The 24,270-nt window shown below is 75.2% G+C and carries 26 protein-coding genes; 23 read left to right on the top strand and 3 right to left on the bottom strand.

Features of this window, described 5'->3' with window-relative positions; all coding sequences use genetic code 11:
• Positions 1-37 precede the first annotated feature (37 nt).
• Entirely contained in the window at positions 38-502 is a 465-nt protein-coding gene (locus ACRYR8_RS13095) for a hypothetical protein (protein WP_432483306.1), read from the top strand.
• A 37-nt stretch (positions 503-539) separates the two neighbouring features.
• On the opposite strand, the gene ACRYR8_RS13090 is transcribed toward ACRYR8_RS13095, so the two are convergent.
• Positions 540-860 (bottom strand): hypothetical protein, encoded by a 321-nt coding sequence (locus ACRYR8_RS13090; RefSeq protein ID WP_432483304.1) that lies wholly within the window; start codon positions 858-860, stop codon positions 540-542.
• A gap of 76 nt (positions 861-936) precedes the next feature.
• Between ACRYR8_RS13090 and ACRYR8_RS13085 the strand changes: the two genes are divergently transcribed.
• From ACRYR8_RS13085 to ACRYR8_RS13065, 5 genes are read left to right on the top strand one after another with little or no spacing between them, the layout of a single operon-like run.
• Positions 937-2,085, top strand: a complete 1,149-nt coding sequence (locus ACRYR8_RS13085) for a histidinol-phosphate transaminase (RefSeq protein WP_432483302.1) — start codon at positions 937-939, stop codon at positions 2,083-2,085.
• Positions 2,082-2,681 carry an imidazoleglycerol-phosphate dehydratase HisB gene (hisB, locus tag ACRYR8_RS13080; protein ID WP_432483300.1) on the top strand — a complete coding sequence of 200 codons (600 nt, stop codon included), beginning with the start codon at positions 2,082-2,084 and terminating at the stop codon, positions 2,679-2,681. Before ACRYR8_RS13085 ends, hisB begins: the two co-directional genes overlap by 4 nt.
• Entirely contained in the window at positions 2,678-3,319 is a 642-nt protein-coding gene (hisH, locus tag ACRYR8_RS13075; RefSeq protein WP_432483298.1) for an imidazole glycerol phosphate synthase subunit HisH, read from the top strand. Before hisB ends, hisH begins: the two co-directional genes overlap by 4 nt.
• A gap of 31 nt (positions 3,320-3,350) precedes the next feature.
• Positions 3,351-4,100 carry a bifunctional 1-(5-phosphoribosyl)-5-((5-phosphoribosylamino)methylideneamino)imidazole-4-carboxamide isomerase/phosphoribosylanthranilate isomerase PriA gene (gene priA / locus ACRYR8_RS13070; RefSeq protein ID WP_432483296.1) on the top strand — a complete coding sequence of 250 codons (750 nt, stop codon included), beginning with the start codon at positions 3,351-3,353 and terminating at the stop codon, positions 4,098-4,100.
• Entirely contained in the window at positions 4,097-4,897 is an 801-nt protein-coding gene (locus ACRYR8_RS13065; protein ID WP_432483360.1) for an SseB family protein, read from the top strand. Before priA ends, ACRYR8_RS13065 begins: the two co-directional genes overlap by 4 nt.
• 46 nt (positions 4,898-4,943) lie before the next feature.
• On the opposite strand, the gene ACRYR8_RS13060 is transcribed toward ACRYR8_RS13065, so the two are convergent.
• Complete coding sequence (locus tag ACRYR8_RS13060; protein ID WP_432483294.1) at positions 4,944-5,531, bottom strand: DoxX family protein; 588 nt, start codon at positions 5,529-5,531, stop codon at positions 4,944-4,946.
• Positions 5,532-5,643: 112 nt separating this feature from the next.
• Positions 5,644-6,045, bottom strand: coding sequence for a DUF1844 domain-containing protein (locus ACRYR8_RS13055; RefSeq protein ID WP_432483292.1), 402 nt, complete (start codon positions 6,043-6,045; stop codon positions 5,644-5,646).
• A 276-nt stretch (positions 6,046-6,321) separates the two neighbouring features.
• On the opposite strand from ACRYR8_RS13055, the gene infC reads away from it, so the two are divergent.
• The 17 genes from infC to tyrS all read left to right on the top strand — a co-directional run bounded on the left by infC (position 6,322) and on the right by tyrS (position 23,913).
• Positions 6,322-7,008: a translation initiation factor IF-3 gene (infC, locus tag ACRYR8_RS13050; protein WP_432483358.1), complete on the top strand. Its 687-nt coding sequence runs from the start codon at positions 6,322-6,324 to the stop codon at positions 7,006-7,008.
• A 110-nt stretch (positions 7,009-7,118) separates the two neighbouring features.
• A complete protein-coding gene (gene rpmI / locus ACRYR8_RS13045; protein ID WP_432483290.1) occupies positions 7,119-7,313 on the top strand; it encodes a 50S ribosomal protein L35 in 195 nt (64 codons plus the stop codon).
• 92 nt (positions 7,314-7,405) lie between these two features.
• Positions 7,406-7,792: a 50S ribosomal protein L20 gene (gene rplT, locus ACRYR8_RS13040; RefSeq protein ID WP_432483288.1), complete on the top strand. Its 387-nt coding sequence runs from the start codon at positions 7,406-7,408 to the stop codon at positions 7,790-7,792.
• Between the two features lie 31 nt (positions 7,793-7,823).
• Entirely contained in the window at positions 7,824-8,675 is an 852-nt protein-coding gene (locus ACRYR8_RS13035) for a TrmH family RNA methyltransferase (protein ID WP_432483286.1), read from the top strand.
• Between the two features lie 77 nt (positions 8,676-8,752).
• Positions 8,753-9,892: a sensor histidine kinase gene (locus ACRYR8_RS13030; protein ID WP_432483284.1), complete on the top strand. Its 1,140-nt coding sequence runs from the start codon at positions 8,753-8,755 to the stop codon at positions 9,890-9,892.
• Between the two features lie 111 nt (positions 9,893-10,003).
• Positions 10,004-11,155, top strand: coding sequence for a phenylalanine--tRNA ligase subunit alpha (pheS, locus tag ACRYR8_RS13025; protein WP_432483356.1), 1,152 nt, complete (start codon positions 10,004-10,006; stop codon positions 11,153-11,155).
• Positions 11,155-13,719 carry a phenylalanine--tRNA ligase subunit beta gene (gene pheT / locus ACRYR8_RS13020; protein ID WP_432483282.1) on the top strand — a complete coding sequence of 855 codons (2,565 nt, stop codon included), beginning with the start codon at positions 11,155-11,157 and terminating at the stop codon, positions 13,717-13,719. Before pheS ends, pheT begins: the two co-directional genes overlap by 1 nt.
• A 40-nt stretch (positions 13,720-13,759) precedes the next feature.
• Entirely contained in the window at positions 13,760-14,551 is a 792-nt protein-coding gene (locus tag ACRYR8_RS13015) for an SDR family NAD(P)-dependent oxidoreductase (RefSeq protein ID WP_432483280.1), read from the top strand.
• Between the two features lie 43 nt (positions 14,552-14,594).
• Positions 14,595-15,653, top strand: a complete 1,059-nt coding sequence (argC, locus tag ACRYR8_RS13010; protein ID WP_432483278.1) for an N-acetyl-gamma-glutamyl-phosphate reductase — start codon at positions 14,595-14,597, stop codon at positions 15,651-15,653.
• Positions 15,650-16,801 (top strand): bifunctional glutamate N-acetyltransferase/amino-acid acetyltransferase ArgJ, encoded by a 1,152-nt coding sequence (gene argJ, locus ACRYR8_RS13005; protein ID WP_432483276.1) that lies wholly within the window; start codon positions 15,650-15,652, stop codon positions 16,799-16,801. The genes argC and argJ overlap by 4 nt, the downstream gene beginning before the upstream one ends.
• Complete coding sequence (gene argB, locus ACRYR8_RS13000) at positions 16,798-17,700, top strand: acetylglutamate kinase (protein WP_432483274.1); 903 nt, start codon at positions 16,798-16,800, stop codon at positions 17,698-17,700. Before argJ ends, argB begins: the two co-directional genes overlap by 4 nt.
• A 20-nt stretch (positions 17,701-17,720) precedes the next feature.
• Positions 17,721-18,983 (top strand): acetylornithine transaminase, encoded by a 1,263-nt coding sequence (locus ACRYR8_RS12995; protein ID WP_432483272.1) that lies wholly within the window; start codon positions 17,721-17,723, stop codon positions 18,981-18,983.
• Positions 18,980-19,912 (top strand): ornithine carbamoyltransferase, encoded by a 933-nt coding sequence (gene argF / locus ACRYR8_RS12990; protein WP_432483270.1) that lies wholly within the window; start codon positions 18,980-18,982, stop codon positions 19,910-19,912. Before ACRYR8_RS12995 ends, argF begins: the two co-directional genes overlap by 4 nt.
• A 5-nt stretch (positions 19,913-19,917) precedes the next feature.
• Positions 19,918-20,469, top strand: a complete 552-nt coding sequence (locus ACRYR8_RS12985; RefSeq protein ID WP_432483354.1) for an arginine repressor — start codon at positions 19,918-19,920, stop codon at positions 20,467-20,469.
• Positions 20,470-20,480: 11 nt separating this feature from the next.
• A complete protein-coding gene (gene argH, locus ACRYR8_RS12980; RefSeq protein WP_432483352.1) occupies positions 20,481-21,914 on the top strand; it encodes an argininosuccinate lyase in 1,434 nt (477 codons plus the stop codon).
• Positions 21,899-22,540 carry a DNA-3-methyladenine glycosylase gene (locus ACRYR8_RS12975; protein ID WP_432483268.1) on the top strand — a complete coding sequence of 214 codons (642 nt, stop codon included), beginning with the start codon at positions 21,899-21,901 and terminating at the stop codon, positions 22,538-22,540. Before argH ends, ACRYR8_RS12975 begins: the two co-directional genes overlap by 16 nt.
• A gap of 62 nt (positions 22,541-22,602) precedes the next feature.
• A complete protein-coding gene (gene tyrS, locus ACRYR8_RS12970) occupies positions 22,603-23,913 on the top strand; it encodes a tyrosine--tRNA ligase (RefSeq protein WP_432483266.1) in 1,311 nt (436 codons plus the stop codon).
• Positions 23,914-24,270 lie beyond the last annotated feature (357 nt).

The raw sequence follows: 24,270 nt of genomic DNA, 5'->3' as shown, positions 1-24,270 counted from the left end.
CCTGTGCTGGACCGGACCATCGACGTGAGGAGCGCCCGTGGCGGACGACAGCACCCAGGCATCGTTCGGTGAGCGCCCGGGCCGGACCAGGCGCGCCGTGCTCGTCGTACCGGTCAACGACGTCGAGCGCCTCGCGACCCTCTGCGTCCTGGCCGGATTTCAGGCGTCCGTGGTGCCCGTTCGGGGTGTCGGGTGCGTGGTCGTCCCTGATCGCGCGTCTGAGGCGCGAAGTTCTGCCGTCAGGCTCTCGCGCCTGCTTCGCGGCGCCGATGTGGTCCTCCTGCGCCGCGACGAGGGGGCGACCGACGCGGCAGCCTGGCGCGGTGGGGTGCGGGGTGAGGTGGACGCCGACGCAGCGTTGCTGCTCGCCAGCTGGCCCGCCGCTGTGGGGCAGCTGCTGTCCGGGGAGCTGGACCCGGCGGCTGGAGGAACACCGACCGGTGCGGACTCCCGCGCCCGGGCGGCTTGGAAGCTGCTGCGCGGTCGCGGCAGGTGGGGCTGAACGGTCCGGTCCCCGGAGGCGCGGGGTCCCCGACGGCTCACCGTCGCAGGACGGCGACGACCTCCGACTCCGTCACCCGCTCCAGCCCGACGGTGAACCCGGCCACCTCCGTGCTGGTGCCCACCTCCAGCGACACCTCCTGCCCGGCCACGTCCAGGCGGGCGGTGCCGTCGCCGGCCTCCAGCAGCTGCGCCTCGACGCCCAGCACCGACACCTCCGGCTGCCCGCTGCGCGGGAACGTCACCGTGCAGCCGTCCACGCCGCACTCCGTGCCGACCCCGCTGTCCGTGGTGGCGCTGCACGCGGTGGCGCCCGCGGCGAGCACGAGGCAGGTCAGGGCGGTGGCGAGACGTCTCACGACCCCGATGGTAAGCGGCCAGCGCCCGCCTCCGCGCTCGTGCGGTGCGGCCCGGCGCCTCTGGGATGATGCCGCCGTGACCACCGACACCACGCGCCCACCGGCCGGGGGGAGCACCGCCCTGGACGACCTCCCGCTGCGCGAGGACCTCCGCGGGGAGCACCCCTACGGCGCCCCGCAGCTGCACGTGCCGGTGGTGCTCAACGTCAACGAGAACCCGTACCCGGTGGCCCCCGAGGTCGTCGCCGACATCGCCGACGCCGTCGCGCGCGCCGCGAGCGGGCTGAACCGCTACCCCGACCGCGAGTTCCTCGACCTGCGCGCCGACCTCGCCGCGTTCCTGCGTCTGGAGTCCGGCGCGGAGCTCAGCCCGGAGCAGGTGTGGGCCGCCAACGGCTCCAACGAGGTCATGCTGCACGTGCTGCAGGCCTTCGGCGGGCCCGGGCGCACCGCGCTGAGCTTCGCGCCGACGTACTCCATGTACCCGGAGTACGCGCGCGACACCCTCACCCGCTGGGTCACCGGCCGCCGCGCCGACGACTTCACCCTCGACGTCGAGCACGTCCGCGCGCAGATCGCCGAGCACCGCCCCTCCGTGGTGCTGCTGGCCAGCCCGAACAACCCCACGGGCACCGCCCTGCCGCTCGCCGCGGTCGAGGCCGTCCTGGACGCCGTGGACTCGCTGCCGCAGCGCGCGGTCGTCGTCGTCGACGAGGCGTACGGGGAGTTCCGCCGAGCCGGCGTGCCCAGCGCCCTGGAACTGCTGCCGGCCCACGGCAACCTCGCGGTCACGCGCACCATGAGCAAGGCGTTCTCGCTGGCGGGAGCGCGGGTGGGCTACCTCGCCGCTGCGCCCGCGTTCGTCGACGCCCTGCGCATCGTGCGGCTGCCGTACCACCTCTCGGCCGTCACCCAGGCCGTCGCGCGCGCTGCGCTGAAGCACTCGGCCACGCTGCTGTCGACCGTCGCCGAGCTGCGCGAGCGCCGCGACGAGACCGTGCGGCGGCTGCGCGGTGAGGGGTACCGGACGGCCGAGTCCGACGCGAACTTCGTGCTCTTCGGCACCTTCGCCGACCGCCACGCGGTCTGGCAGGGGCTGCTGGAGCGCGGGGTGCTGATCCGCGAGACCGGCCCCGAGGGCTGGCTGCGGGTGAGCGTCGGAACAGCGGACGAGATGGCGGCGTTCCACGAGGCGCTGACCGAGGTCGACGGGGAGAAGAAGTGAGCCGCACCGCGCGCATCGAGCGCAGCACGTCCGAGTCCAGCGTCCTGGTCGAGCTCGACCTCGACGGCACCGGGCGCACCGAGATCGACACCACCGTGCCGTTCTACGACCACATGCTCACCGCGCTGGGCAAGCACTCGCTGGTGGACCTCACCGTCCGCGCGAAGGGTGACACCCACATCGACGTGCACCACACGGTCGAGGACACCGCCATCGTCCTCGGCCAGGCGTTCCGCCAGGCGCTCGGCGACAAGACCGGCATCCGCCGCTTCGCCGACGCCACCGTCCCGCTCGACGAGGCCCTCGCGCACGTCGTCGTCGACGTCTCGGGCCGTCCCTACTGCGTGCACACCGGCGAGCCGGACGGGCAGGAGTTCCACCTCATCGGCGGGCACTTCACCGGCTCGCTGACCCGCCACGTCCTGGAGAGCTTCGCCTTCCACGCGCAGATCGCCCTGCACGTGCGCGTCCTGGCCGGCCGCGACCCGCACCACGTCGTCGAGGCCCAGTTCAAGGCCCTGGCGCGCGCCCTGCGCTACGCCGTCGAGCCGGACCCGCGCGTGCAGGGCGTGCCGTCCACGAAGGGGGCCCTGTGAGCAGGCGCGTCGTCGTCCTCGACTACGGCTTCGGCAACGTCCGCTCCGCCGTGCGCGCGCTGGAGCACGTGGGCGCCGACGTCGAGCTGACCGGTGACCGGACCGCGGCGCTGGAGGCCGACGGGCTGCTCGTGCCCGGCGTGGGCGCCTTCGCGGCCGTCAACGCCGGTCTGCGGGCCATCGACGGTGCCGGCATCGTCGACAAGCGCCTCGCCGGCGGCCGTCCCGTGCTGGGCATCTGCGTCGGCCTGCAGGTGATGTTCGAGACGTCCGCCGAGCCCGGCGACGGCGTGGAGGAGGGGCTGGGCCAGTGGCCCGGCACCGTGGAGCGCCTGCCCGCGCAGGTCGTGCCGCACATGGGGTGGAGCGAGGTCGAGGTGCCGACCGGGTCGGTGCTGTTCGAGGGCGTGGAGGCCGAGCGGTTCTACTTCGTGCACTCCTACGCCGTGCAGCGCTTCGAGCTCGTGGACACCACCGGGGGCCTGGTCCAGCCCCCGCGGGTCACCTGGGCCGAGCACGGCGCCCGCTTCGTGGCGGCGGTGGAGGACGGCCCGCTGGCGGCCACCCAGTTCCACCCGGAGAAGTCCGGCGAGGCGGGTGCGCAGCTGCTGCGCAACTGGGTGGCCTCCCTGGGGTGAGCACCCCGGCCGGCTCGTAGACTGCCCGCCCGTGACCGACCCCTCTGCGCAGACCCCCCGGCTCGAGCTCCTCCCCGCCGTCGACGTCGCCGACGGCCAGGCCGTGCGCCTGGTGCAGGGGGAGGCCGGCAGCGAGACCTTCTACGGTTCCCCGCTCGAGGCGGCCCTCGCCTGGCAGGAGGCCGGGGCGGAGTGGATCCACCTCGTCGACCTCGACGCCGCCTTCGGGCGCGGCTCCAACCGCGAGCTGCTGACCGACGTCGTCGGCCGGCTCGACGTGGCCGTGGAGCTGTCCGGCGGCATCCGCGACGACGCCTCCCTGGAAGCGGCGCTGGCCACCGGCTGCCGCCGCGTGAACCTGGGCACCGCGGCCCTGGAGGACCCCGAGTGGACCCGCGCAGCGATCGCCCGGCACGGCGACCGGATCGCCGTGGGCCTCGACGTGCGCGGCACCACGCTCGCCGCGCGCGGGTGGACGCGCGAGGGCGGGGACCTGTGGGAGGTCCTGGCGCGTCTGGACGCCGACGGCTGCGCCCGTTACGTGGTCACCGACGTCACCAAGGACGGCACGCTGCGCGGGCCGAACACCGAGCTGCTGCGCGAGGTCTGCTCCCGCACCAGCGCTCCCGTCGTCGCCTCCGGCGGCGTGTCCAGCCTGGAGGACCTGCGCGTCCTGCGTGAGCTCGTGGCGGTGGGTGTCGAGGGTGCCATCGTCGGCAAGGCCCTGTACGCGGGGGCGTTCACGCTGCCCGAGGCCCTCGACGTGGCGGGCCGGCCCTGACCGCCACGCCCCCCGGGCCTGTTCCCGGGCGCCGGGCCACCGACTCCGCCGGGGTCCCCTGGGCCGGGCGCACCCTGCTGCCCAACCCCTTCACCGGCGACGAGGGCGGTCGTGCTCCCGGGCTCGCCCGCGCCCTGGCCGAGTGGTCGGCGGCGAGCGGCCGGGACGCCGACCCGGCGGAGCTCCTGCGCGCCGAGGCGCGGGTCGTCGCCCAGCTCGCCGCCACCAGGGTCTTCGCGCCGGTCGTGGCCGTGCTCGGCGAGCAGGACGTGGTCGCGGCCGGTCCCGCGGGGGACAAGAGCGCCGACATGGCGCTGGCCCTGCTCACGCAGCCGGACGGCCGCAGGGGTCTGCCGCTGTTCACCGACCTGGACGCCCTGGGTGCCTGGCGCTCCGACGCGCGACCGGTCCCCGTGCCCGCCGCGCGCGCGGCGCTGTCGGGCGTTCAGGAGCGGTGCGAGGTGCTCGTCCTGGACCCCGCCGGGCCGGTGCGCTTCGTGGTGCGCCGCAGCGCGCTGCGGGCGCTGGCGCAGGAGCGCGAGTGGGTGCCTGCGCCCTTCGACGGCGCGGTCGAGGTGGCCGTCGCCGAGGCGCTCGGGGACCTGCCGCAGGTGCGGGGGGTGCGGCTGGAACCCGGCTCAGCGGCCGAGGTGCGCATCGTCGTCGGTGTGGTGCCCGGGCTGGACCGCGAGGCCCTGGCCGCGTTCACCGCCCGGCTGGGGGAGCGCCTGGGTGCCTGTGCGGTCGTGGTCGACCGCGTGGACTCCCTGGAGCTGCGGCTGCTGCCGGCCCCCTGACCGCACCCGGCGGGCTCGGGGGCCGGCACCAGCCGGCCCGGCGCCGTCAGGAGGCGACGGGTGCCCGGGGCGCGTCGGCGGGTGCTGCCGCGGCCTCCTGCGCGTCGGCGGCCACGGCGGCCCGCCGCTGGCGGATGGTCCACGCCGCGCCGGCCCCGGCGGCCAGCAGCGCGACCGCCGGCATCCACGGCTTGTTCAGCGCGTCGTGCGTCGCGTGGTCCAGGGAGTAGCGCCCCGGGCCGGCCACCGCCAGCGCCGTGCTCGCCAGGGCGAGCACGGCCGGGTACTCCAACCCGCCGGAGGTGGCCCAGAAGCCGTTGGGGGCGTGGACCGTGGCCGCGGCCGCCATCGTCGCGGCCGCGGTCGCACCCGCTGCCGGGGTCGCCAGTCCCAGGGCGAGCAGGGCGCCGCCGCCGGTCTCCGCGAGACCCGCGACCAGGGCGCTGCGCCGGGCGGGCCGGAACCCCATGGCGTGCATGGCTCCCCGCGTCCCCTCCAGGCCGCCGCCGCCGAAGGCGCCGAAGAGCTTCTGCGCCCCGTGGGCCGCCAGCGTCCCGCCCACGCCCACCCGCAGCGCCAGCCGGGCCAGGTCGCTCCTGCGGCCGCCCGCCGCGCCGGTCGTCGTGCTGCTCACCGTGTTGGCCACCCCGTGTCCACCCTCCGTCCGGTGGGGCCCGCGCCCCGGTCCTGCGACACTCAACCACCCCGGCCCGTCGGGCGCCGCGCGGGAGGGGCTCAGGCCGTGCTCAGACGACGCTGCCCGTCAGCCGCTCGCCGGGCCCCTTGCCCGGCGGGTCCGGCACGGGGGAGGCCTCCCGGAAGGCCAGCTGCAGGGACCGCAGGCCGTCGCGCAGCGAGCGCGCGTGCTGCCCGCCGATGTCGGGTGCCGAGGTCGTCACCAGGCCCGCGAGGGCCGTGATGAGGATGCGGGCCTCGGCCAGGTCCCGGTGCTCGTCGGCGTCGGGCCCCTCGGCGAGGCCGCACTTGACGGCCGCGGCGCTCATCAGGTGCACCGCGGCGGTGGTGACGACCTCGACGGCGGGTACGTCGGCGATGTCGCGGGTCAGGTCCCCGGTCGGGTCCGCGAGCGCGTCCGGGGAGTCCGCGGGGGTGCCGGGCTCGGGCTGGGAGGTGGGCTCTGACTGCATGCTGCTACCCTGACAGGTGACCGACCGGCTCACGTCACCGGTCCGCGCCTGGCGCGGGCGGGCGTTCGCGGGGCCGGAGCGTGAAGCGGAGGCCTCCTCCCACCCCGGTGCGCACGCGCGCCGCGGGTCCCGGTCCCCCTCCCGTCCGCGGGAGGGTTGAGCGTCGTCGTCGCCTTCGCGCGTCGCGGCGCCGGATCAGGCTGGCCTCCGTGCGCGTCCGAGCACGGAGGCCTTCTCCGTGTCCGGCGGCCTCGCCCGACGACGAAGGAGCAGCACATCAGCGAGCCCCGCATCAACGACCGCATCCGTGTTCCCGAGGTGCGGCTCGTGGGCCCCAACGGTGAACAGGTCGGCATCGTGCGCGTCGAGGACGCGCTGCGGCTGGCGGACGAAGCGGGTCTCGACCTGGTCGAGGTCGCTCCCCAGGCGCGACCGCCGGTCTGCAAGCTCATGGACTTCGGCAAGTTCAAGTACGAGTCCGACATGAAGGCCCGCGAAGCGCGCAAGAACCAGACGAACACGATCCTCAAGGAGATCCGCTTCCGCCTCAAGATCGACCCGCACGACTACGGCACGAAGAAGGGCCACGTCGAGCGGTTCCTCAAGGCGGGGGACAAGGTCAAGGTGATGATCATGTTCCGCGGCCGCGAGCAGTCGCGCCCCGAGATGGGTTTCCGCCTGCTGCAGCGCCTCGCGGAGGACGTCTCCGACCTGGGCAGCGTCGAGAGCTCACCGCGCCAGGACGGCCGCAACATGGTCATGGTCATCGGGCCGCACAAGAAGAAGGCCGAGGCCAAGGCCGAGGAGCGCCGCCGCAAGGACTCCGCCGAGCAGGCTGCCTCCGACGAGGTCGCCGCCGACGAGGTCGCCGCCGACGAGGTCGCCGCCGACGAGGTCACCACGACGCAGTCCTCGGACGGCGAGGCCTCGCAGTCCGGCCAGACGGCCGCCACCGCGTCCTGACGCCGGGCGCACCGGACCCGGGACCCGTCCCCGCCGGGCGGGCCCGGGTCCCGCGCGCCCGCCAGACCCACGCCGGGCACCGCCCGGCACCGACCACAGGAGAGACACCCGTGCCCAAGAACAAGACCCACTCCGGCGCCAAGAAGCGTTTCCGCCTCACCGGCTCCGGCAAGGTCATGCGCGAGCGCGCCAACAAGCGCCACCTGCTCGAGGTCAAGTCGAGCACGCGTACCCGCCGCCTGTCGATGGACGCCGTGGTGGCTCCCGCCGACGTCAAGAAGGTCAAGAAGCTCCTGGGTCACTGACCGCCACCACCCCGACACCCCCCCGTGCGGAGCGCGCGGCCGTCCCCGACGGCCCGCCGGCGCCCGCGCACCGATGAGCAAGGAGAACACCCGTGGCACGCGTCAAGCGCGCAGTCAACGCCCAGAAGAAGCGCCGCGTCGTCCTCGAGCAGGCCAGCGGCTACCGCGGCCAGCGCTCGCGGCTGTACCGCAAGGCGAAGGAGCAGGTCACCCACTCCCTCGTCTACGCGTACCGCGACCGCAAGGCGCGCAAGGGCGACTTCCGCCGCCTGTGGATCCAGCGGATCAACGCCGCGGCGCGCGCCGAGGGCATGACCTACAACCGCTTCATCCAGGGCCTGAAGGCCGCTGGCATCGAGGTGGACCGTCGCATGCTGGCCGAGCTGGCCGTCTCCGACGCGCCCGCCTTCGCCGCCCTGGTGAAGACGGCCAAGGCCGCCGCGCCCGCCGCCCCGGCCGTCGAGGGCTCCGCTGCCTGAGCAGCGCCGGCAACACCCCGGACGCCCGGCGGTGGCCGTGCTGACCGACCCGCGCACCGCGCGGGTGCGGTCGGTGCGGTCGCTGACCGGGCGTCCGGCGCGTTCGCGGCACGGGCGCTTCCTCGCGGAGGGCCCGCAGGCCGTGCGCGAGGCGGTGGCCGCGCACGCGGCGGGACCGCGGCCGGTGGTCCTGGAGCTGTACGTCACCGAGGACGCCGCCCAGCGCCACGCCGAGATCGTGACCGGCGCCCTGGAGCACGGCGTGCGCACCTGGACGGTCACCGACGCCGTCCTGGCGGCCATGACCGACACGGTGACCCCCCAGGGCCTCGTCGCGGTCTGCCCCACCACCACCGCCGACCTCGGGGACGTCCTGGCCGCCCGGCCGCGCCTGGTGGCCCTGCTGGACCGGGTGCGCGACCCCGGCAACGCCGGCACGGTGCTGCGGGCGGCCGACGCCGCCGGCGCCGACGCCGTGGTGCTCACCGCCGGCAGCGTGGACGTGTTCAACCCCAAGTGCGTGCGCTCCACCGCCGGCAGCCTCTTCCACCTGCCCGTGGTCGTCGGCGTGCCGCTGACCGAGGCGGTCCGGGCGCTGCAGGGCGCCGGCTGCGCGGTCCTGGCCGCCGACGGTGCCGGTGCCCTCGACCTGGACGACCTCGCCGACGCCGCGGCCACCGGTGCCGGCGCGCCGGTGGACCTCACGGCACCCACGGCGTGGCTCTTCGGCAACGAGGCCGCGGGCCTGGACGACACCGGCCGCAGCGCGTCCGACGCGGTGGTGCGGGTGCCGCTGCACGGGCGCGCCGAGAGCCTGAACCTGGCCACCGCCGCCGTGGTGTGCCTGTACGCCAGCGCCCGGGCTCAGCGCCGCGGGCGCTGATCGCCGCCGGCCGCCCCGAGCGGCGTGCCACCCGGGTGGGCAGCGGCGGTCGCGGCCCCATGCCCTAGCCTCGGCCCGTGCCCGAGGCGAGGGGGACGACCGGGGCCGCTGCCGCGGCTCGCTCCTCGCTGCGCCCGCGCGAGGGCCCGGTCGGTGCGGACGGCGCTGCGCTGGTCGCACTGGACGACCTGCCCGACGGTGTCGTGCTGGTCGACGCCGACCGGCGCATCACGGCCGTCAACGCCGCGGCCGTGGCACTGCTGGGCCGCGCGCGCCAGGACCTGCTGGGTTCCGACGTGCGTCGCGCGCTGCCCCTGCAGGACACCTCGGGCCGTCGGTGGTGGGACGTGGCCGATCCGGCGTTCGACACCTCCGACGGGCACTCCGAGCGCATGCTGCTGCTGCCGGGCGGTCGCGAGCTCCTCGTCACCGCCCGCTACGCGCGGTCGGAGAGCGGTGCGGTGCAACGGGCGGTCGTGGCCCTGCGCGGGACCGGTCAGCGCCGCCGCGCCGAGTCCGACGCGGCCAGCCTCATCGCGACCGTCGCGCACGAGCTGCGCTCCCCGCTGACGTCGGTGAAGCAGTTCACGGCGAGCCTGCTGCGCCGGTGGGACCGCTTCACCGACGAGCAGAAGAGGCTGATGCTGTCCACGGTGCAGGCGGACGCCGACCGCGTCACGCGCCTGGTCGGCGACCTGCTGGACGTCTCCCGGGTCGACACCGGCCGGCTGCACGTGCACCGTCGCCCGGTCGACCTGCCGGCGCTGGTGCGCGAGCACGTGGAGCGGCTGCGGGTGGCGGGCTACGAGGACGACCGGTTCGAGCTGGACCTGGCCGCCGACCTGCCGGAGCTGTGGGCCGACCCGGACCGGCTGGCGCAGGTCGTCACCAACCTGGTCGAGAACGCCGTGCGCCACGGCGCGGGGACCGTCGTCGTCGCGGTGACCCACGACCCCGCGCTCGACCCGGCCGAGCCGGGCGAGGTGGTGCTGACGGTCGACGACGCGGGTGAGGGCGTGCCGCCGGAGAACCGGCCCTACGTCTTCTCGAAGTTCTGGCACGGCGGCAGCCGCGGCGGAACGGGGCTGGGCCTGTACGTGACCCGTGGCCTGGTGGAGGCGCACGGCGGGGACGTGGAGGTCTCGGCGTCGCCCGCCGGCGGGGCGCGCTTCCGGGTGCGGCTGCCTGCCGGCGAGCCGCCCGTGCCGCCCGGCTGACGCCGGCGGCGCGCGCGGCACCGACCAGCGCCCCGGGGCCGTCTGGGAGGATCGCCACCGATGCCCGTGGCCGGGACCCCGGCCGCCGACCGTGAGGAGACGTCGCACCCGATGCCTGCTGAACCCGCCGCCGCGGCGGCCGACGGCCCGCTCGAGGAGGCGGCCGTGCGAACCGCCCTCGAGGAGGCGCTCGCGGCGGTGGCCGCGGCCGGCGACCTGGAGGAGCTGAAGGCGGCTCGCCTGGCCCACGCCGGGGACCGCAGCCCGCTGGCGATGGCGAACCGGGCCATCGGCTCGCTGCCCGGGCCGGAGAAGGCCGCCGCCGGCAAGCGCGTCGGTGCGGCGCGCGGGCGCCTGAACCAGGCGATCGCGGCGCGCACCGAGGTCCTGCGCGCGCGGGAGGAGGAACGCGTGCTGCGCGCCGAGGTCGTGGACGTCACGTTGCCGGCGCGCCGCCCCCAGCGGGGCGCGCGCCACCCCCTGCCGCTGCTCATGGAGCGCGTCTCGGACGTGTTCACGGCGATGGGCTGGGAGGTCGCGGAGGGCCCCGAGGTCGAGGCGGAGTGGTTCAACTTCGACGCCCTCAACTTCGACGCCGACCACCCGGCCCGGCAGATGCAGGACACCTTCTACGTCGCCGACGAGCGCGGCGGCGCGGGCTCCGGTCTGGTGCTGCGCACCCACACCTCCCCGGTGCAGGCCCGTTCGCTGCTGACGCGCGGGGTGCCGCTGTACGTGGTCTGCCCCGGCAAGGTGTTCCGCACCGACGAGCTGGACGCCACCCACACGCCGGTCTTCCACCAGCTGGAGGGCATCGCCATCGACGAGGGCCTGACGATGGCCCACCTGAAGGGCACCCTGGACCACTTCGCCCGGGCGATGTTCGGCGACGCCGTCGAGACCCGCTGGCGCCCGGCGTTCTTCCCGTTCACCGAGCCCAGCGCGGAGCTGGACCTGCGCTTCTCGCTGGGGCGCGACGCCGAGCGCGGCTGGATCGAGTGGGGCGGCTGCGGGATGGTCAACCCGAACGTGCTGCGCGCGTGCGGCGTCGACCCGGAGCGCTACCGCGGTTTCGCCTTCGGCATGGGGATCGAGCGGACCCTCATGTTCCGCAACGGGGTGACGGACATGCGCGACATGGTGGAGGGCGACGTGCGGTTCAGCCGGGTGTTCGGCGTGGAGGACCTCTCGGCGTCGGGGGTGGCCGACGTCCTCGGCGGCCGGGTCCCGGCCGCCGCGGCGCAGGGGGAGGGTGAGCTCTGATGCGCGTGCCCCTGAGCTGGCTGGCGGAGCACGTCGACCTCGAACCCGGTGCTCGCGGTGCGGACGTCGCCGCCGCCCTGGTCCGGGTGGGCCTGGAGGAGGAGGGCGTGCACACCTCCGACGTCACGGGCCCGCTCGTGGTCGGCCGCGTGCTCGACGTGACGCCCGAGCCGCAGAAGAACGGCAAGACGATCAACTGGTGCCACGTCGACGTCGGTGCGGAGCTGAACGGCCCCGAGGGGCACCGCGGCATCGTCTGCGGCGCGCACAACTTCGCGGCCGGCGACAGCGTCGTGGTGGCGCTGCCGGGTGCGGAACTGCCGGGTGGTTTCGCCATCGCCGCCCGCAAGACGTACGGGCACGTCTCCGACGGGATGATCTGCTCGGCGAAGGAGCTCGGCCTGGGCGCCGACCACTCCGGGATCATCGTGCTGGAGCGGTACCTGCCCGGCGTGGAGGTCGCCCCGGGGCAGGACGCGCTGGCGCTGCTGGGGCTGGCCGAGGAGACCGTCGAGGTCAACGTCACCCCCGACCGCGGGTACTGCTTCAGCGTGCGCGGCATCGCCCGCGAGTACGCGCACGGCACCCGCCGCCCGGTCGCGCAGGTCTTCCGCGACCCGGTCGACGTGCAGGTGCCCACCGCGAGCGGCCCCGGCTACCCGGTGCGGCTGGCCGACGACGCGCCGGTGCGCGCAGCGGTGGGCTGCGACCGCTTCGTGGCGCGCGTGGTGCGCGGCCTCGACCCGGCGGCGCCGACCCCGCGGTTCGTGGCCGACCGGCTGCGCCAGGCCGGCATGCGCCCGATCTCCCTGCCCGTCGACGTCACGAACTACCTCATGCTCGCCACGGGGCAGCCGCTGCACGCCTACGACCTGGCGACGCTGCAGGGCGAGCTCGTGGTGCGCCGGGCGCGCGCGGGGGAGCGGCTGACCACCCTGGACGACGTCGAGCGTTCGCTGGACGCCGAGGACCTGCTCATCACCGACGAGGTGCCCGGCGACCCGTCCACCTCGCGCGTGCTGTCCCTGGCCGGCGTCATGGGCGGTGCCGGGACGGAGGTCTCGGCCTCCACCACGGACGTGCTCGTCGAGGCCGCGCACTTCGCGCAGGTCTCGGTGGCGCGCACGGCGCGCCGGCACAAGCTGCACACCGAGAGCGGCAAGCGGTTCGAGCGCGGCGTCGACCCGGCCATCGCGGCACGGGTGGCCGAGCTGGCGGTGCGGATGCTGGTGGAGCACGGCGGCGGGACGGCCGACCCCGCGGCCACCGACGTCGGTGAGCCGGCCGCGGTGCAGCCGCTGCGCATGCCGGTGGCGTTCGTCGAGCGCACCGTGGGTGCGCCGTTCGCGGCGGACGAGGTGGTCGGTGCGCTGGAGCAGATCGGCTGCGCGGTGACGGCCGACGGTCCGGAGCTGAGCGTCGTGCCGCCGACGTGGCGACCGGACCTGGTGCAGCCGGTGGACCTGGTGGAGGAGGTCGCGCGGCTGCGCGGCTACGACACCATCCCCTCGGTCCTGCCGGCGGCCCCCGCGGGCCGGGGCCTGACGGCGGCGCAGCGCGCGCGCCGATCGGCCGCGCGGGCGCTGGTCGACGACGGGTTCGTCGAGGTCCTCTCCTACCCGTTCGTGGCCGCGGCGGTGCACGACGCGCAGGGCCTGGCCGCCGACGACCCGCGCCGGGCCGCGCTGCGGCTGGCGAACCCGCTGTCGGAGCAGCAGCCGCTGATGCGCACCAGCGTGCTGGACTCCCTCGTGGAGGTGGTGCGCCGCAACGTCTCCCGCGGCCTGCGCGACCTGGCGCTGGTGGAGTTCGGCGCCGTGACCCTCCCGCTGCCCGGTGCCGGGGCGGCCCCGCTGCCGGGTGTGGACGCCCGCCCCGCGGAGGAGGAGCTGGCCGCCCTGCACGCCGCGGTGCCGCCGCAGCCGCTGCACGTGGCCGGGATCCTCACCGGGACCCGGCGGGGCCCGGGCGCCACCGCGGACGGGTTCGCCGGTGGCGGTGAGCCGGTGCTGTGGGCGGACGCGGTCGACGCGGTCCGCACGGTCGCCGCCGCGGTGGGCGTGCACATCGTCGTCGAGGCCGCCGAGCACGCCCCCTGGCACCCGGGCCGGTGCGCCCGCGTCGGCACTCCGGCGGGGCACCTCGTCGGGTACGCCGGCGAGCTGCACCCGGCGGCGCTGGAGGCGCTGGAGCTGCCCGCGCGCTCGGCCGCCTTCGAGCTGGACCTGGACGTGCTGCTGGGGCAGGTGGGGGCGAGCCCGCAGGTGGGGCACCTGTCGGGGTACCCCGCCGCCACCCAGGACGTCGCCCTGGTCCTCGACGCGTCCGTCCCGGCTGCCTCCGTCGAGGCCGCGCTGCGCGAGGGGGCCGGGGACCTGCTGGAGGACGTCCACCTGTTCGACGTCTACACCGGCCCCCAGGTCGGCGACGGGCGCAGGTCCCTGGCGTACGCGCTGCGCTTCCGGGCGCCGGACCGCACGCTGACGGCGGAGGAGGCGAGCGCCGCGCGCGAGTCGGCGGTCGCCGAGGCGGCCCGCCGGACCGGGGCGGTGCAGCGTGGCTGAGCTCGTCGGGGCGGCAGGGGGCGCTCCACCGGCCCCGGGCGTGGCTCTGGTCACCGGCGCGAGCCGGGGCATCGGCCGCGAGCTGGTGCTGGGCCTGGCCCGCGCCGGCTGGTCGGTCGGGGCGTTGGCCCGCGACGCGGTCGCCCTGGACGAGGTCGTGGAGCGGGTGACCGTCGAGGGCGGGCGCGCGGTGGCCACCGCCGTCGACGTCACGGACGCCCACGCGGTGGCGGCCGCGGTCCACGCGTTGGAGGCCGAGCTGGGTGGCACCGCCGTGCTGGTCAACTGCGCCGGTCGCATCGAGGCCGACGAGGTCGCGCCGTGGGAGGCGGACCTGGAGGAGGTGCGCCGGGTGCTCGAGACCAACGTGCTGGGCCCCTTCCACCTGGTGCGCGCGGTGGTGCCGGGCATGGTGGCCCGCGGCGGGGGCCGGGTGGTGGACCTCAGCTCGGGCGCGGCGCACAAGGACTCCCCGGTCCACGCCGCCTACGGCGCCAGCAAGGCGGCGCTGTTCCGCCTGGGCGGGGCGGTGACGGCGGCGGGGCGCGAGCACGGCGTCCTGGCGTTCGAGGTGTCCCCGGGGGTGGTGCGCACGGACATGTCCAGCGGGATGGCGGTGCACGCCGAGCGCACGGACTGGACCGACCCCGCCGACGTGGTGGCGCTGGTGCTGGCGGTGGCGCGTGGCGAGCTCGACGCGTGGGCGGGCCGGCTGGTGCGGGCGGGCACCGACACGCCCGCTTCGCTGGCCGCGGCGGCGCGTGCCGGGCTGGCTCCCCGCGCCCGCAGCCTGGACGTGGTGCCCTACGGCCCGCAGGACCCGCTGGGCTGAACTCCGGGTGCATGCTTACGCGTCACCGTGTATGGTCATGCGCATGGATGCAGCAAGGCGGCTGAAGGTCGCCGTCGCGGGGGCCAGCGGTTACGCCGGGGGTGAGCTGCTGCGGCTGCTGCTGCAGCACCCGCACGTGGAGATCGGAGCGCTCACGGGTGCCTCGAACGCCGGCACGGCGCTGGGGGAGCTGCAGCCGCACCTGCTCCCCCTGGCCGGCCGGGTGCTGCAGCCCACGACCAGCGAGGTCCTCGCCGGCCACGACGTGGTCTTCCTCGCCCTGCCGCACGGGCACTCGGCGGCCGTCGCCGCCGAGCTCGGCGAGGACGTCGTCGTCGTGGACTGCGGGGCCGACCACCGCCTCACCGACCCGGCGCAGTGGCAGCGGTTCTACGGCTCCGAGCACGCCGGCAGCTGGCCGTACGGCCTGCCCGAGCTGCCGCTGGCCGGCGGCGGCAGGCAGCGCGAGCGCCTGGCCGGTGCCCGGCGCATCGCCGTGCCCGGCTGCTACCCCACCAGCGTGAGTCTCGCCCTGGCCCCCGGGTTCGCCGCGGGCCTGCTGGCCGGGGAGGACGTCGTCGTGGTGGCCGCCTCCGGCACCTCCGGGGCCGGCAAGAGCCTGAAGCCGCACCTGCTCTCCGCCGAGGTCATGGGCTCCATGAGCCCGTACGGCGTCGGCGGCGGCCACCGGCACACCCCCGAGATCGAGCAGAACCTGGCGCTCGCCGCCGGCGGCCCGGTCTCGGTGTCCTTCACCCCGACGCTGGCGCCCATGCCGCGCGGCATCCTCGCCACGTGCACCGCGAAGCTGGTACCCGGCGCCGTCGCCGGCGAGGTGCGCGCCGCGTGGGAACGGGCGTACGCCGGCGAGGAGTTCGTCCACCTGCTGCCCGAGGGCCGCTGGCCCACCACCGCGATGGTGCTGGGCGCCAACGCGGCGGCTCTGCAGCTGGCCGTGGACGAGCACGCCGGCCGAGTCGTCGTCGTGGCCGCCATCGACAACCTGACCAAGGGCACCGCGGGAGGAGCCGTGCAGAGCGTGAACGTCGCCCTGGGGCTGCCCGAGGGCACCGGGCTGAGCGCTGCGGGAGTGGCGCCGTGAGCGTCACCGCCCCCGCCGGGTTCCGCGCCGCCGGCGTCACCGCCGGGCTGAAGGCCAGCGGCAGGCCCGACGTCGCCCTCGTCGTCAACGACGGCCCCCTGGACGCCGCCGCCGCCGTCTACACCTCCAACCGGTGCAAGGCGCACCCGGTCCTGTGGAGCGAGCGCGCCAGCGCCGACGGCCACGTGCGCGCGGTCGTGCTGAACTCCGGCGGCGCCAACTGCTTCACCGGTCCGGAGGGCTTCCAGACGACCCACGCCACCGCCGAGCTCGTCGGCGAGCTCACGGGCGCGGGCGCGGCCGACGTGGCCGTCTGCTCCACCGGCCTCATCGGGGTCCTGTTCAGCCGCGAGAAGCTGCTCGACGGCGTGCGCACCGCCCACGCGGCGCTGTCCACGTCCGGCGGTTCGGACGCGGCCACGGCCATCATGACCACGGACACGGTCTCGAAGCAGGCGATCGCCCAGGGCGAGGGCTTCACCGTCGGCGGCATGGCCAAGGGCGCGGGCATGCTCGCCCCCGGCCTGGCGACGATGCTCGTCGTCCTCACCACCGACGCCGTGGCCGAGCCCGCGGACCTCGACCGCGCCCTGCGCGCGGCCACCCGCACCACGTTCGACCGCGTCGACTCCGACGGGTGCATGTCCACCAACGACACCGTGGTCCTGCTGGCCAGCGGGGCCTCCGGCACGCGGCCCGGTTCCGCGGACCTCGACGCGGCCGTGCACCGCGTGTGCGCGGACCTGGCCCGCATGCTCGTGGGCGACGCGGAGGGCGCCGACCACGACATCGCGGTCGAGGTCGTCGGTGCCGCCACCGAGGACGACGCCCTCGAGGTGGCCCGCTCCGTCGCCCGCAACAACCTCTTCAAGGCGGCGGTCTTCGGGAAGGACCCCAACTGGGGACGCGTCCTGGCCGCGGTCGGCACCACCTCCGCCGAGTTCGACCCGCAGGCCCTCGACGTCAGCCTCAACGGCGTCCCGGTGTGCGTCGGTGGCGCCCCCGGCGCCGACCCCGCGCAGGTGGACCTCGCGCCCCGCGAGGTGCGGGTGCGCGTCGACCTGCACGCCGGCGAGCACGCGGCGACGGTGTGGACCAACGACCTCACCCACGCCTACGTCCACGAGAACAGCGCCTACTCGACATGAGCGACCTGACGGACCTGACGGCCGAGGACAAGGCGGGCGTGCTCGTCGAGGCCCTGCCGTGGCTGCAGAAGTGGCACGGCGCCCTCGTCGTGCTCAAGTACGGCGGCAACGCCATGGTGGACGACGGGCTGAAGCGAGCGTTCGCCGAGGACGTGGTGTTCCTGCGCACGGCGGGCCTGCGGCCGGTCGTCGTGCACGGGGGGGGCCCGCAGATCTCCGCGATGCTGAGGCGCCTGGACATCGCCAGCGAGTTCCGCGGCGGCCTGCGCGTGACCACCCCCGAGGCGATGGACGTCGTGCGGATGGTCCTCACGGGGCAGGTCGGCCGTGAACTGGTGGGGTTGCTCAACGCGCACGGCCCGCTGGCGGTCGGCCTGTCCGGGGAGGATGCCGGGCTGCTGCGCGCGCGTCGCCGCCCCGCCCTCGTCGACGGCGAGCTGGTCGACGTCGGTCTGGTCGGCGACGTCGTCGGCGTGGACCCCGCGGCGGTGAACGACCTGCTGGCCGCCGGCCGGATCCCCGTCATCTCCACGATCGCCCCCGAGGTCGACGACGAGGGCGAGCTGGTGCCGGGGTCGGTGCTCAACGTCAACGCCGACACCGCCGCGTCCGCCATCGCCGTCGCCCTGGGGGCGCAGAAGTTCGTCGTCATGACGGACGTCGCGGGCCTGTACGCCGACTGGCCCGACCGCGAGTCCCTCGTCAGCGAGATCGGTGCGCAGGAGCTCGAGCAGCTGCTGCCGTCCCTGGAGTCCGGCATGGTGCCCAAGATGGAAGCGTGCCTGCGCGCGGTGCGCGGCGGTGTGCCCCGCGCCACGGTCATCGACGGCCGGCTGGCGCACTCGGTCCTGCTGGAGGTCTTCACGACCTCCGGCAACGGCACGATGGTCGTGCCGTGAACCCCCCGGGAGGAGCAGCGGTGGACGGCACGGTGGAGACCGCGCGGGCGTCGGAGGCCCTGCCGGTCACCGAGGGCAGCGGGCAGCAGTGGCTGCAGCGCTACTCCTCGGCCCTCATGGGCACCTACGGCACTCCTCAGCGCGTCCTCGTGCGCGGCGAGGGGTGCTACGTCTGGGACGCCGACGGCACCCGCTACCTGGACCTGCTGGGCGGCATCGCCACGAACGCGCTGGGCCACGCGCACCCGCTGCTGGTCGCGGCGGTGACCTCGCAGCTGACGACGCTCGGCCACGTGTCGAACTTCTTCGCCACGGCTCCGCAGATCGCGCTGGCGGAGCGTCTGCTGGAGGTCTCCCGCGCGCCGGAGGGCTCGCGGGTGTTCTTCTGCAACTCCGGTGCCGAGGCCAACGAGGCCGCCTTCAAGATGGCCCGGCGCACGGGCCGCCCGAAGGTCGTGGCCGCGGTGGACGCCTTCCACGGCCGCACGATGGGCGCGCTCGCGCTGACCAGCAAGGAGGCCTACCGGGCGCCCTTCGAACCGCTGCCGGGCGGGGTCGAGTTCGTCCCGTACGGCGACGTCGGCGCCCTGGGCAGGGCCGTGGACGGTGCCACGGCGGCGGTGTTCCTGGAACCGGTCCAGGGCGAGGGCGGGGTCACCCCCGCCCCGGACGGCTACCTCGCGGCGGCACGGCGGATCACCGCCGACCACGGGGCCCTGCTCGTGCTCGACGAGGTGCAGACCGGCATCGGGCGCACGGGGGAGTGGTTCGCCCACCAGCAGCCGCGCCACGGGGGCTTCCTGCCCGACGTGATCACGGTCGCCAAGGGGCTCGGTGGCGGCATCCCGGTGGGCGCCGCCATCGCCCTGGGCACCCACAACGCGGCGCTGCTCGGCGCCGGCCAGCACGGCACGACGTTCGGCGGGAACCCCGTGGCCGCCGCGGCGGGCCTGGCGACCCTGCACGCGATCCAGCGCGACGGCCTGCTGCGCGCCGCGCGCGCCGTCGGCGAGCACCTGCGCGGGCGCACGGCTTCGCTGGGCCACCCGCTCGTCGCGGGGGTTCGCGGGGAGGGACTCCTGCTCGGCATCGCCCTGACCGAGCCCGTGGCCGCCGCCGTGGTGAGCGCGGCCCTCGCACGCGGCTTCATCGTCAACGCCGTGCGGCCCGACACGATCCGGCTGGCACCGCCGCTCGTGCTCACCACCGCCCAGGCGGACACCTTCCTGGACGCGCTGCCGTCCGTGCTCGACGCCGCCCAGAACCCCGCGGAGGACTCGTGACCACCCGCCACTTCCTCGCCGACGACGACCTCGACCCCGCGGAGCAGGCGGAGGTCCTGGCGCTGGCCGCCCGGCTCAAGGCGGACCGGTTCGCCGAACGTCCCCTGGAGGGGCCGCGCACGGTCGCCCTCCTCTTCGACAAGCCCTCCACCCGCACGCGTGTCTCGTTCAGCGTGGGGGTGGCGGAGCTGGGCGGCGCGCCGCTGGTCATCGACGCCGCCGGCTCGCAGCTGGGCCGGGGGGAACCCGTCGCCGACACGGCCCGCGTCCTGGAGCGGCAGGTCGCCGCGATCGTGTGGCGGACCTTCGAGCAGTCCCGCCTGGAGGAGATGGCGGCGCACTCGCGGGTCCCCGTGGTGAACTCCCTCAGCGACGACTACCACCCCTGCCAGATCCTCGCCGACCTGCAGACGATCGCCGAGCACAAGGGGGGCCTGGCCGGCCTGACGATGGCCTACCTCGGCGACGGGGCCAACAACATGGCCCACTCCTACGCCCTGGGCGGCGCCACCGCGGGCCTGCACGTGCGCATCGCGACCCCCGCGACCGACCTGCCCGACGCGGGGATCGTGCAGCGCGCGCGGGCCGTGGCGGCCGGCACGGGCGGATCCGTCACCGTCACGCAGGACCCCCGCGAGGCGGCCACCGGCGCGGACGTGGTGGTCACCGACACGTGGATCAGCATGGGCCAGGAGGGCCTGGACGCCGCCGACCGGCTGCAGCGCTTCACCCCGTACGCGGTGACCCCTGAGCTGATGGACCTGGCGGACCCGTCGGCGGTCGTGCTGCACTGCCTGCCCGCCTACCGCGGCAAGGAGATCGCCGCGGAGGTCCTCGACGGGCCGCGGTCGGTGGTCTGGGACGAGGCCGAGAACCGCCTGCACGCCCAGAAGGCGCTGCTCGTCTGGCTGCTCGCGAACTCGGAGTGAGCGCGATGTCGGGCACGGGCACCAAGGCGTTCCGGCACGACCGGATCGCCGCGGTGCTGTCTCGCTCCCCGGTGCGGTCGCAGACGGAGCTCGCCGCCCACCTGGCCGCCGAGGGCGTGGCGGTCACCCAGGCCACGCTCTCCCGCGACCTCGTGGAGCTCGGCGCGGTGAAGGTCCGCGACGGTGACCGCGGCCTGGTGTACGCGCTGCCCGCCGAGGGCGGCGACCGCACGCCGCGCAGCGGCACGGGCCAGGAGGTGCTCGATGCGCGCCTGGCCCGGTGGTGCGAGGAACTGCTCGTCACCGCGGAGGCGTCGGCGAACCTGGTGGTGCTGCGCACTCCACCCGGCGCGGCCCAGTTCCTCGCCAGCGCGGTCGACCACTCCGTCATGCCCGCCGTCCTCGGCACCATCGCCGGTGACGACACCGTCCTCGTCATCGCCCGCGACCCGCTCGGCGGCGACGCCGTCGCCGCGCGCTTCCTGGCGCTCGCGCGCCGGGAGGACCCCCCTGCCACGGTCCGCCCGGACCACCACCCCGAAGGAGAGACCCCGTGAGCGAGCAGCGGTTGCACCAGCAGGCCGAGAGGGGCCTGTGGGGCGCGCGCTTCGCCAGCGGCCCCGCGCAGGCGATGGCGGCCCTGTCGAAGTCCACCCACTTCGACTTCCGCCTGGCCCGGCACGACCTGGCCGGCTCGCGCGCTCACGCCCGGGTGCTGCAGCGCGCCGGGCTCCTCGACGAGGCGACGCTGCAGGCGCTGCTCACCGGGATCGACGCGCTGGAGGCCGACGTGGTCTCCGGGGCGTTCACGCCCGCCGAGGAGGACGAGGACGTGCACTCGGCGCTGGAGCGCGCTCTCGTGGAGCGGGTGGGCCCCGACGTCGGTGGCCGCCTGCGGGCGGGGCGCTCGCGCAACGACCAGATCGCCACGCTGCTGCGGATGTTCCTGCGCGAGCACGCGCGCGTCGTCGCCGCGGGTGTCCTGGACGTCGTCGAGGCGCTCGTCGAGCAGGCGGCTGCCCACCCGGGGGCGGCGATGCCCGGTCGCACGCACCTCCAGCACGCCCAGCCCGTGCTGCTCGCCCACCACCTGCTGGCTCACGCCTGGCCGCTGCTGCGCGACGTGGAGCGGCTGCGCGACTGGGACGAGCGCGCTGCCGTGTCGCCGTACGGCTCCGGGGCGCTGGCCGGCTCGTCCCTCGGCCTGGACCCGCAGGCGGTCGCCGAGGAGCTCGGCTTCTCCCGCAGCGTGGAGAACTCCATCGACGGCACTGCCGCTCGCGACGTCGCGGCGGAGTTCGCCTTCGTCGCGGCGATGATCGGTGTGGACCTGTCGCGGATCTCCGAGGAGGTCATCGTGTGGGCCACGAAGGAGTTCTCCTTCGTCACGCTCGACGACGCCTGGTCGACGGGCTCGAGCATCATGCCGCAGAAGAAGAACCCCGACGTCGCCGAGCTGGCGCGCGGCAAGGCGGGCCGTCTGATCGGTGACCTGACCGGGTTGCTGAGCACCCTCAAGGGCCTGCCGCTGGCGTACAACCGCGACCTCCAGGAGGACAAGGAGCCGGTGTTCGACGCCGTCGACACCCTGGAGGTCCTGCTGCCCGCCGTCGCGGGCATGGTGGGCACGCTGCGCTTCCACACCGACCGGATGGCCGCTCTGGCGCCGCAGGGCTTCGCCCTGGCCACCGACATCGCCGAGTGGCTGGTGCGTCAGGGCGTGCCCTTCCGCGAGGCGCACCACGTCTCCGGGGCGTGCGTGCGCCGCTGCGAGGAGCTCAGCGAGGTCGAGGACCGTCCCGTCGAGCTCTGGGACCTCACCGAGACGGACCTGGCGACCATCTCGCCGCACCTGACCCCGGAGGTCAAGGGGGTGCTCAGCGTCGCGGGTTCGCTCGCTTCGCGCGACGCCGTGGGCGGCACCGCGCCGGTGCGGGTGGCGGAGCAGCTGGAGCAGGCCCGAGCGGCGTTGGCCGGGCACCGGGCGTGGGCACGTCCGTGACCGGTGCGGTGGCGCTGTCGCGGGGGTTCTTCGCCCGCGACGTGCTGGACGTGGCCCGTGACCTGCTGGGCCGCGTCGTCCGCCACCGCACCCCCGAGGGGGCGGTGGCGGTCCGCCTCACCGAGGTCGAGGCGTACGCCGGGGAGGCTGATCCGGGCTCGCACGCCTACCGGGGCCGGACAGCGCGCACCGCGGTGATGTTCGGCCCGCCCGGCCACGCGTACGTCTACTTCTCCTACGGCATGCACTGGTGCGTGAACCTGGTGACCGGTCCGGACGGGGTGGCCTCGGCGGTGCTGCTGAGGGCAGGGGAAGTGGTCGAGGGCAGCGAGCTGGCACGAGCGCGCCGCCTCGCGGCCCGGCGTGACGCCGACCTGGCCCGGGGACCCGCGCGCCTGACGCAGGCGCTGGCGATCGGGCGTGACCAGGGGGGCGCCGACGTCTGCGCCGGTGGTCCCCTCCAGGTGTTGGCGGGTGAGCCGGTGCGCGACGCCGCGGTCTCCTGGGGTCCGCGCGTCGGTGTGGCCGGAGCGGGAGCACCCACCCCTTGGCGGGCGTGGGTGACGGGCGACCCGACCGTGTCCGCCTACCGTGCCGCGGTACCGCGTCGACCGCGACCCTCCTGATCGGGCAGGCTGTCCGCGGGCGGGCGATCGGCGCCCGCCGGGACGTGGAGGGGACACGAGTCGTGAGCGACGTCTGGGACGATCTGCAGTGGCGGGGTCTGGTGGCGCACTCCACCGATGAGGCCGCGCTGCGTGAAGCGCTGCAGACGGGTCCGCTGACGTACTACGTGGGCTTCGACCCGACGGCGGCCAGCTTGCACGTGGGGCACCTGGTGCAGGTGCTCACGGCCAGGCGGCTGCAGCTGGCTGGGCACAGGCCGCTGGTGCTGGTGGGTGGGGCCACCGGTCTGGTGGGCGATCCGCGCCCGTCGGCGGAGCGGGCGATGAACGATCCGGCCACGGTGGCCGGGTGGGTGGGCCGGTTGCAGGCGCAGATCGCGCCGTTCTTGGACTTCACCGGTGCGGCGGCGGCGACGATGGTGAACAACCTGGACTGGACCGCGCCGATGAGCGCGATCGAGCTGTTGCGCGATGTGGGCAAGCACTTCAGCGTCAACCGGATGCTGGATCGTGAGGCGGTGGCCAAGCGCCTGGCCAGCACGGGCATCTCCTTCACGGAGTTCGCGTACGTGCTGCTGCAGTCGAACGACTACTTGCAGTTGCAGCGCAGGCACGGCTGTGCGCTGCAGCTGGGTGGTTCGGATCAGTGGGGCAACATCACCGCCGGGTGCGAGCTGGTGCGCCGGGTGGACGGCGTCACGGTGCACGCGCTGGCCACGCCGTTGCTGACCAAGGCCGACGGCACCAAGTTCGGCAAGACCGAGTCCGGTGCGGTGTGGCTGGATGCGGAGCTGACCAGTCCGTACGCGTTCTACCAGTTCTGGCTCAACGCCGAGGACTCGCAGGTCGAGGGCTACTTGAAGGCGTTCTCCTTCCGTGGCCGTGAGGAGATCAGCGAGCTGGGCCGCCAGGCGCGCGAGGCGCCCAAGGCGCGTGCGGCGCAGCGCGCTCTGGCGCACGAGGTGACTGCGTTGGTGCACGGTGATCAGGTGGCACGTGCGGTGCAGGAGGCCTCCGCGGCCCTCTTCGGCGCCAGCGCGGGCAGTGGGTACGCCGCCCTGGCGGGCATCGACGAGGCCACCCTGGCCGGTGCGTTGGCCGAGCTGCCCACCGCGAGCGCGGACTCGCTGGACGTGCCGGTGGCGCAGCTGCTGGCCGAGACCGGCCTGGCGCCCTCGCGCAGCGCTGCGCGGCGCACGATCGCCGAGGGGGGTGCGTACGTGAACAACGTCAAGGTCAGCGACCCGGAGGCGTCCCTGGCCGACGTGGTCAGCGACCCGCAGGCGCCGGCGCCGCTGCTGCACGGGCGGCACGCGGTGCTGCGCCGTGGTCGCAAGTCCTTGGCAGCGGTTGCTCTGCCGTTGCAGCAGTAGGGGATCCGCCCCGGCCCCACCGTGGATTTGGTGGTTGGGGCTGGGGCGGCGTACTGTTCTTCTCGTCGCCCGGACGGGGCGGCCGCCGGGGCCGGGAGGTCGCGGGGGTCTGCTGCGGGTGGGTGGTGCGGCAAGCTTGATCGGGGTTGGGTTGCAGGTTGGCCTGGTTCCTGGTTACAGTGGGAAAGTTGCCTCTGTTTAGCTGGCCTTCTTCGGGGGGTCGGGTGCGGGGTGCGTCCGGTTCTTGAGAACTCAACAGTGTGCCAAGTGTTGATGCCAAATCAATCAACCCCGTGGCATTCCTTCGTGTGAAGGGGTGTTGGGGATTCCTTTGGTGTTGTTCCTCCGTCCCCCTCG

The sequence above is a fragment of the Kineococcus esterisolvens genome (assembly GCF_050871405.1).
Taxonomy (GTDB): Bacteria; Actinomycetota; Actinomycetes; order Actinomycetales; family Kineococcaceae; genus Kineococcus.
This window is presented reverse-complemented; position numbering and strand designations above follow the sequence as displayed.

Coding starts and splice junctions, on each gene's coding strand:
- ACRYR8_RS13055 (WP_432483292.1), bottom strand. CDS start 6,045: ATGCAGTCAGAGCCCACCTCCCAGCCCGAGCCCGGCACCCCCGCGGAC.
- pheS (WP_432483356.1), top strand. CDS start 10,004: ATGCCTGCTGAACCCGCCGCCGCGGCGGCCGACGGCCCGCTCGAGGAG.
- pheT (WP_432483282.1), top strand. CDS start 11,155: ATGCGCGTGCCCCTGAGCTGGCTGGCGGAGCACGTCGACCTCGAACCC.
- argC (WP_432483278.1), top strand. CDS start 14,595: ATGGATGCAGCAAGGCGGCTGAAGGTCGCCGTCGCGGGGGCCAGCGGT.
- argB (WP_432483274.1), top strand. CDS start 16,798: ATGAGCGACCTGACGGACCTGACGGCCGAGGACAAGGCGGGCGTGCTC.
- ACRYR8_RS12985 (WP_432483354.1), top strand. CDS start 19,918: ATGTCGGGCACGGGCACCAAGGCGTTCCGGCACGACCGGATCGCCGCG.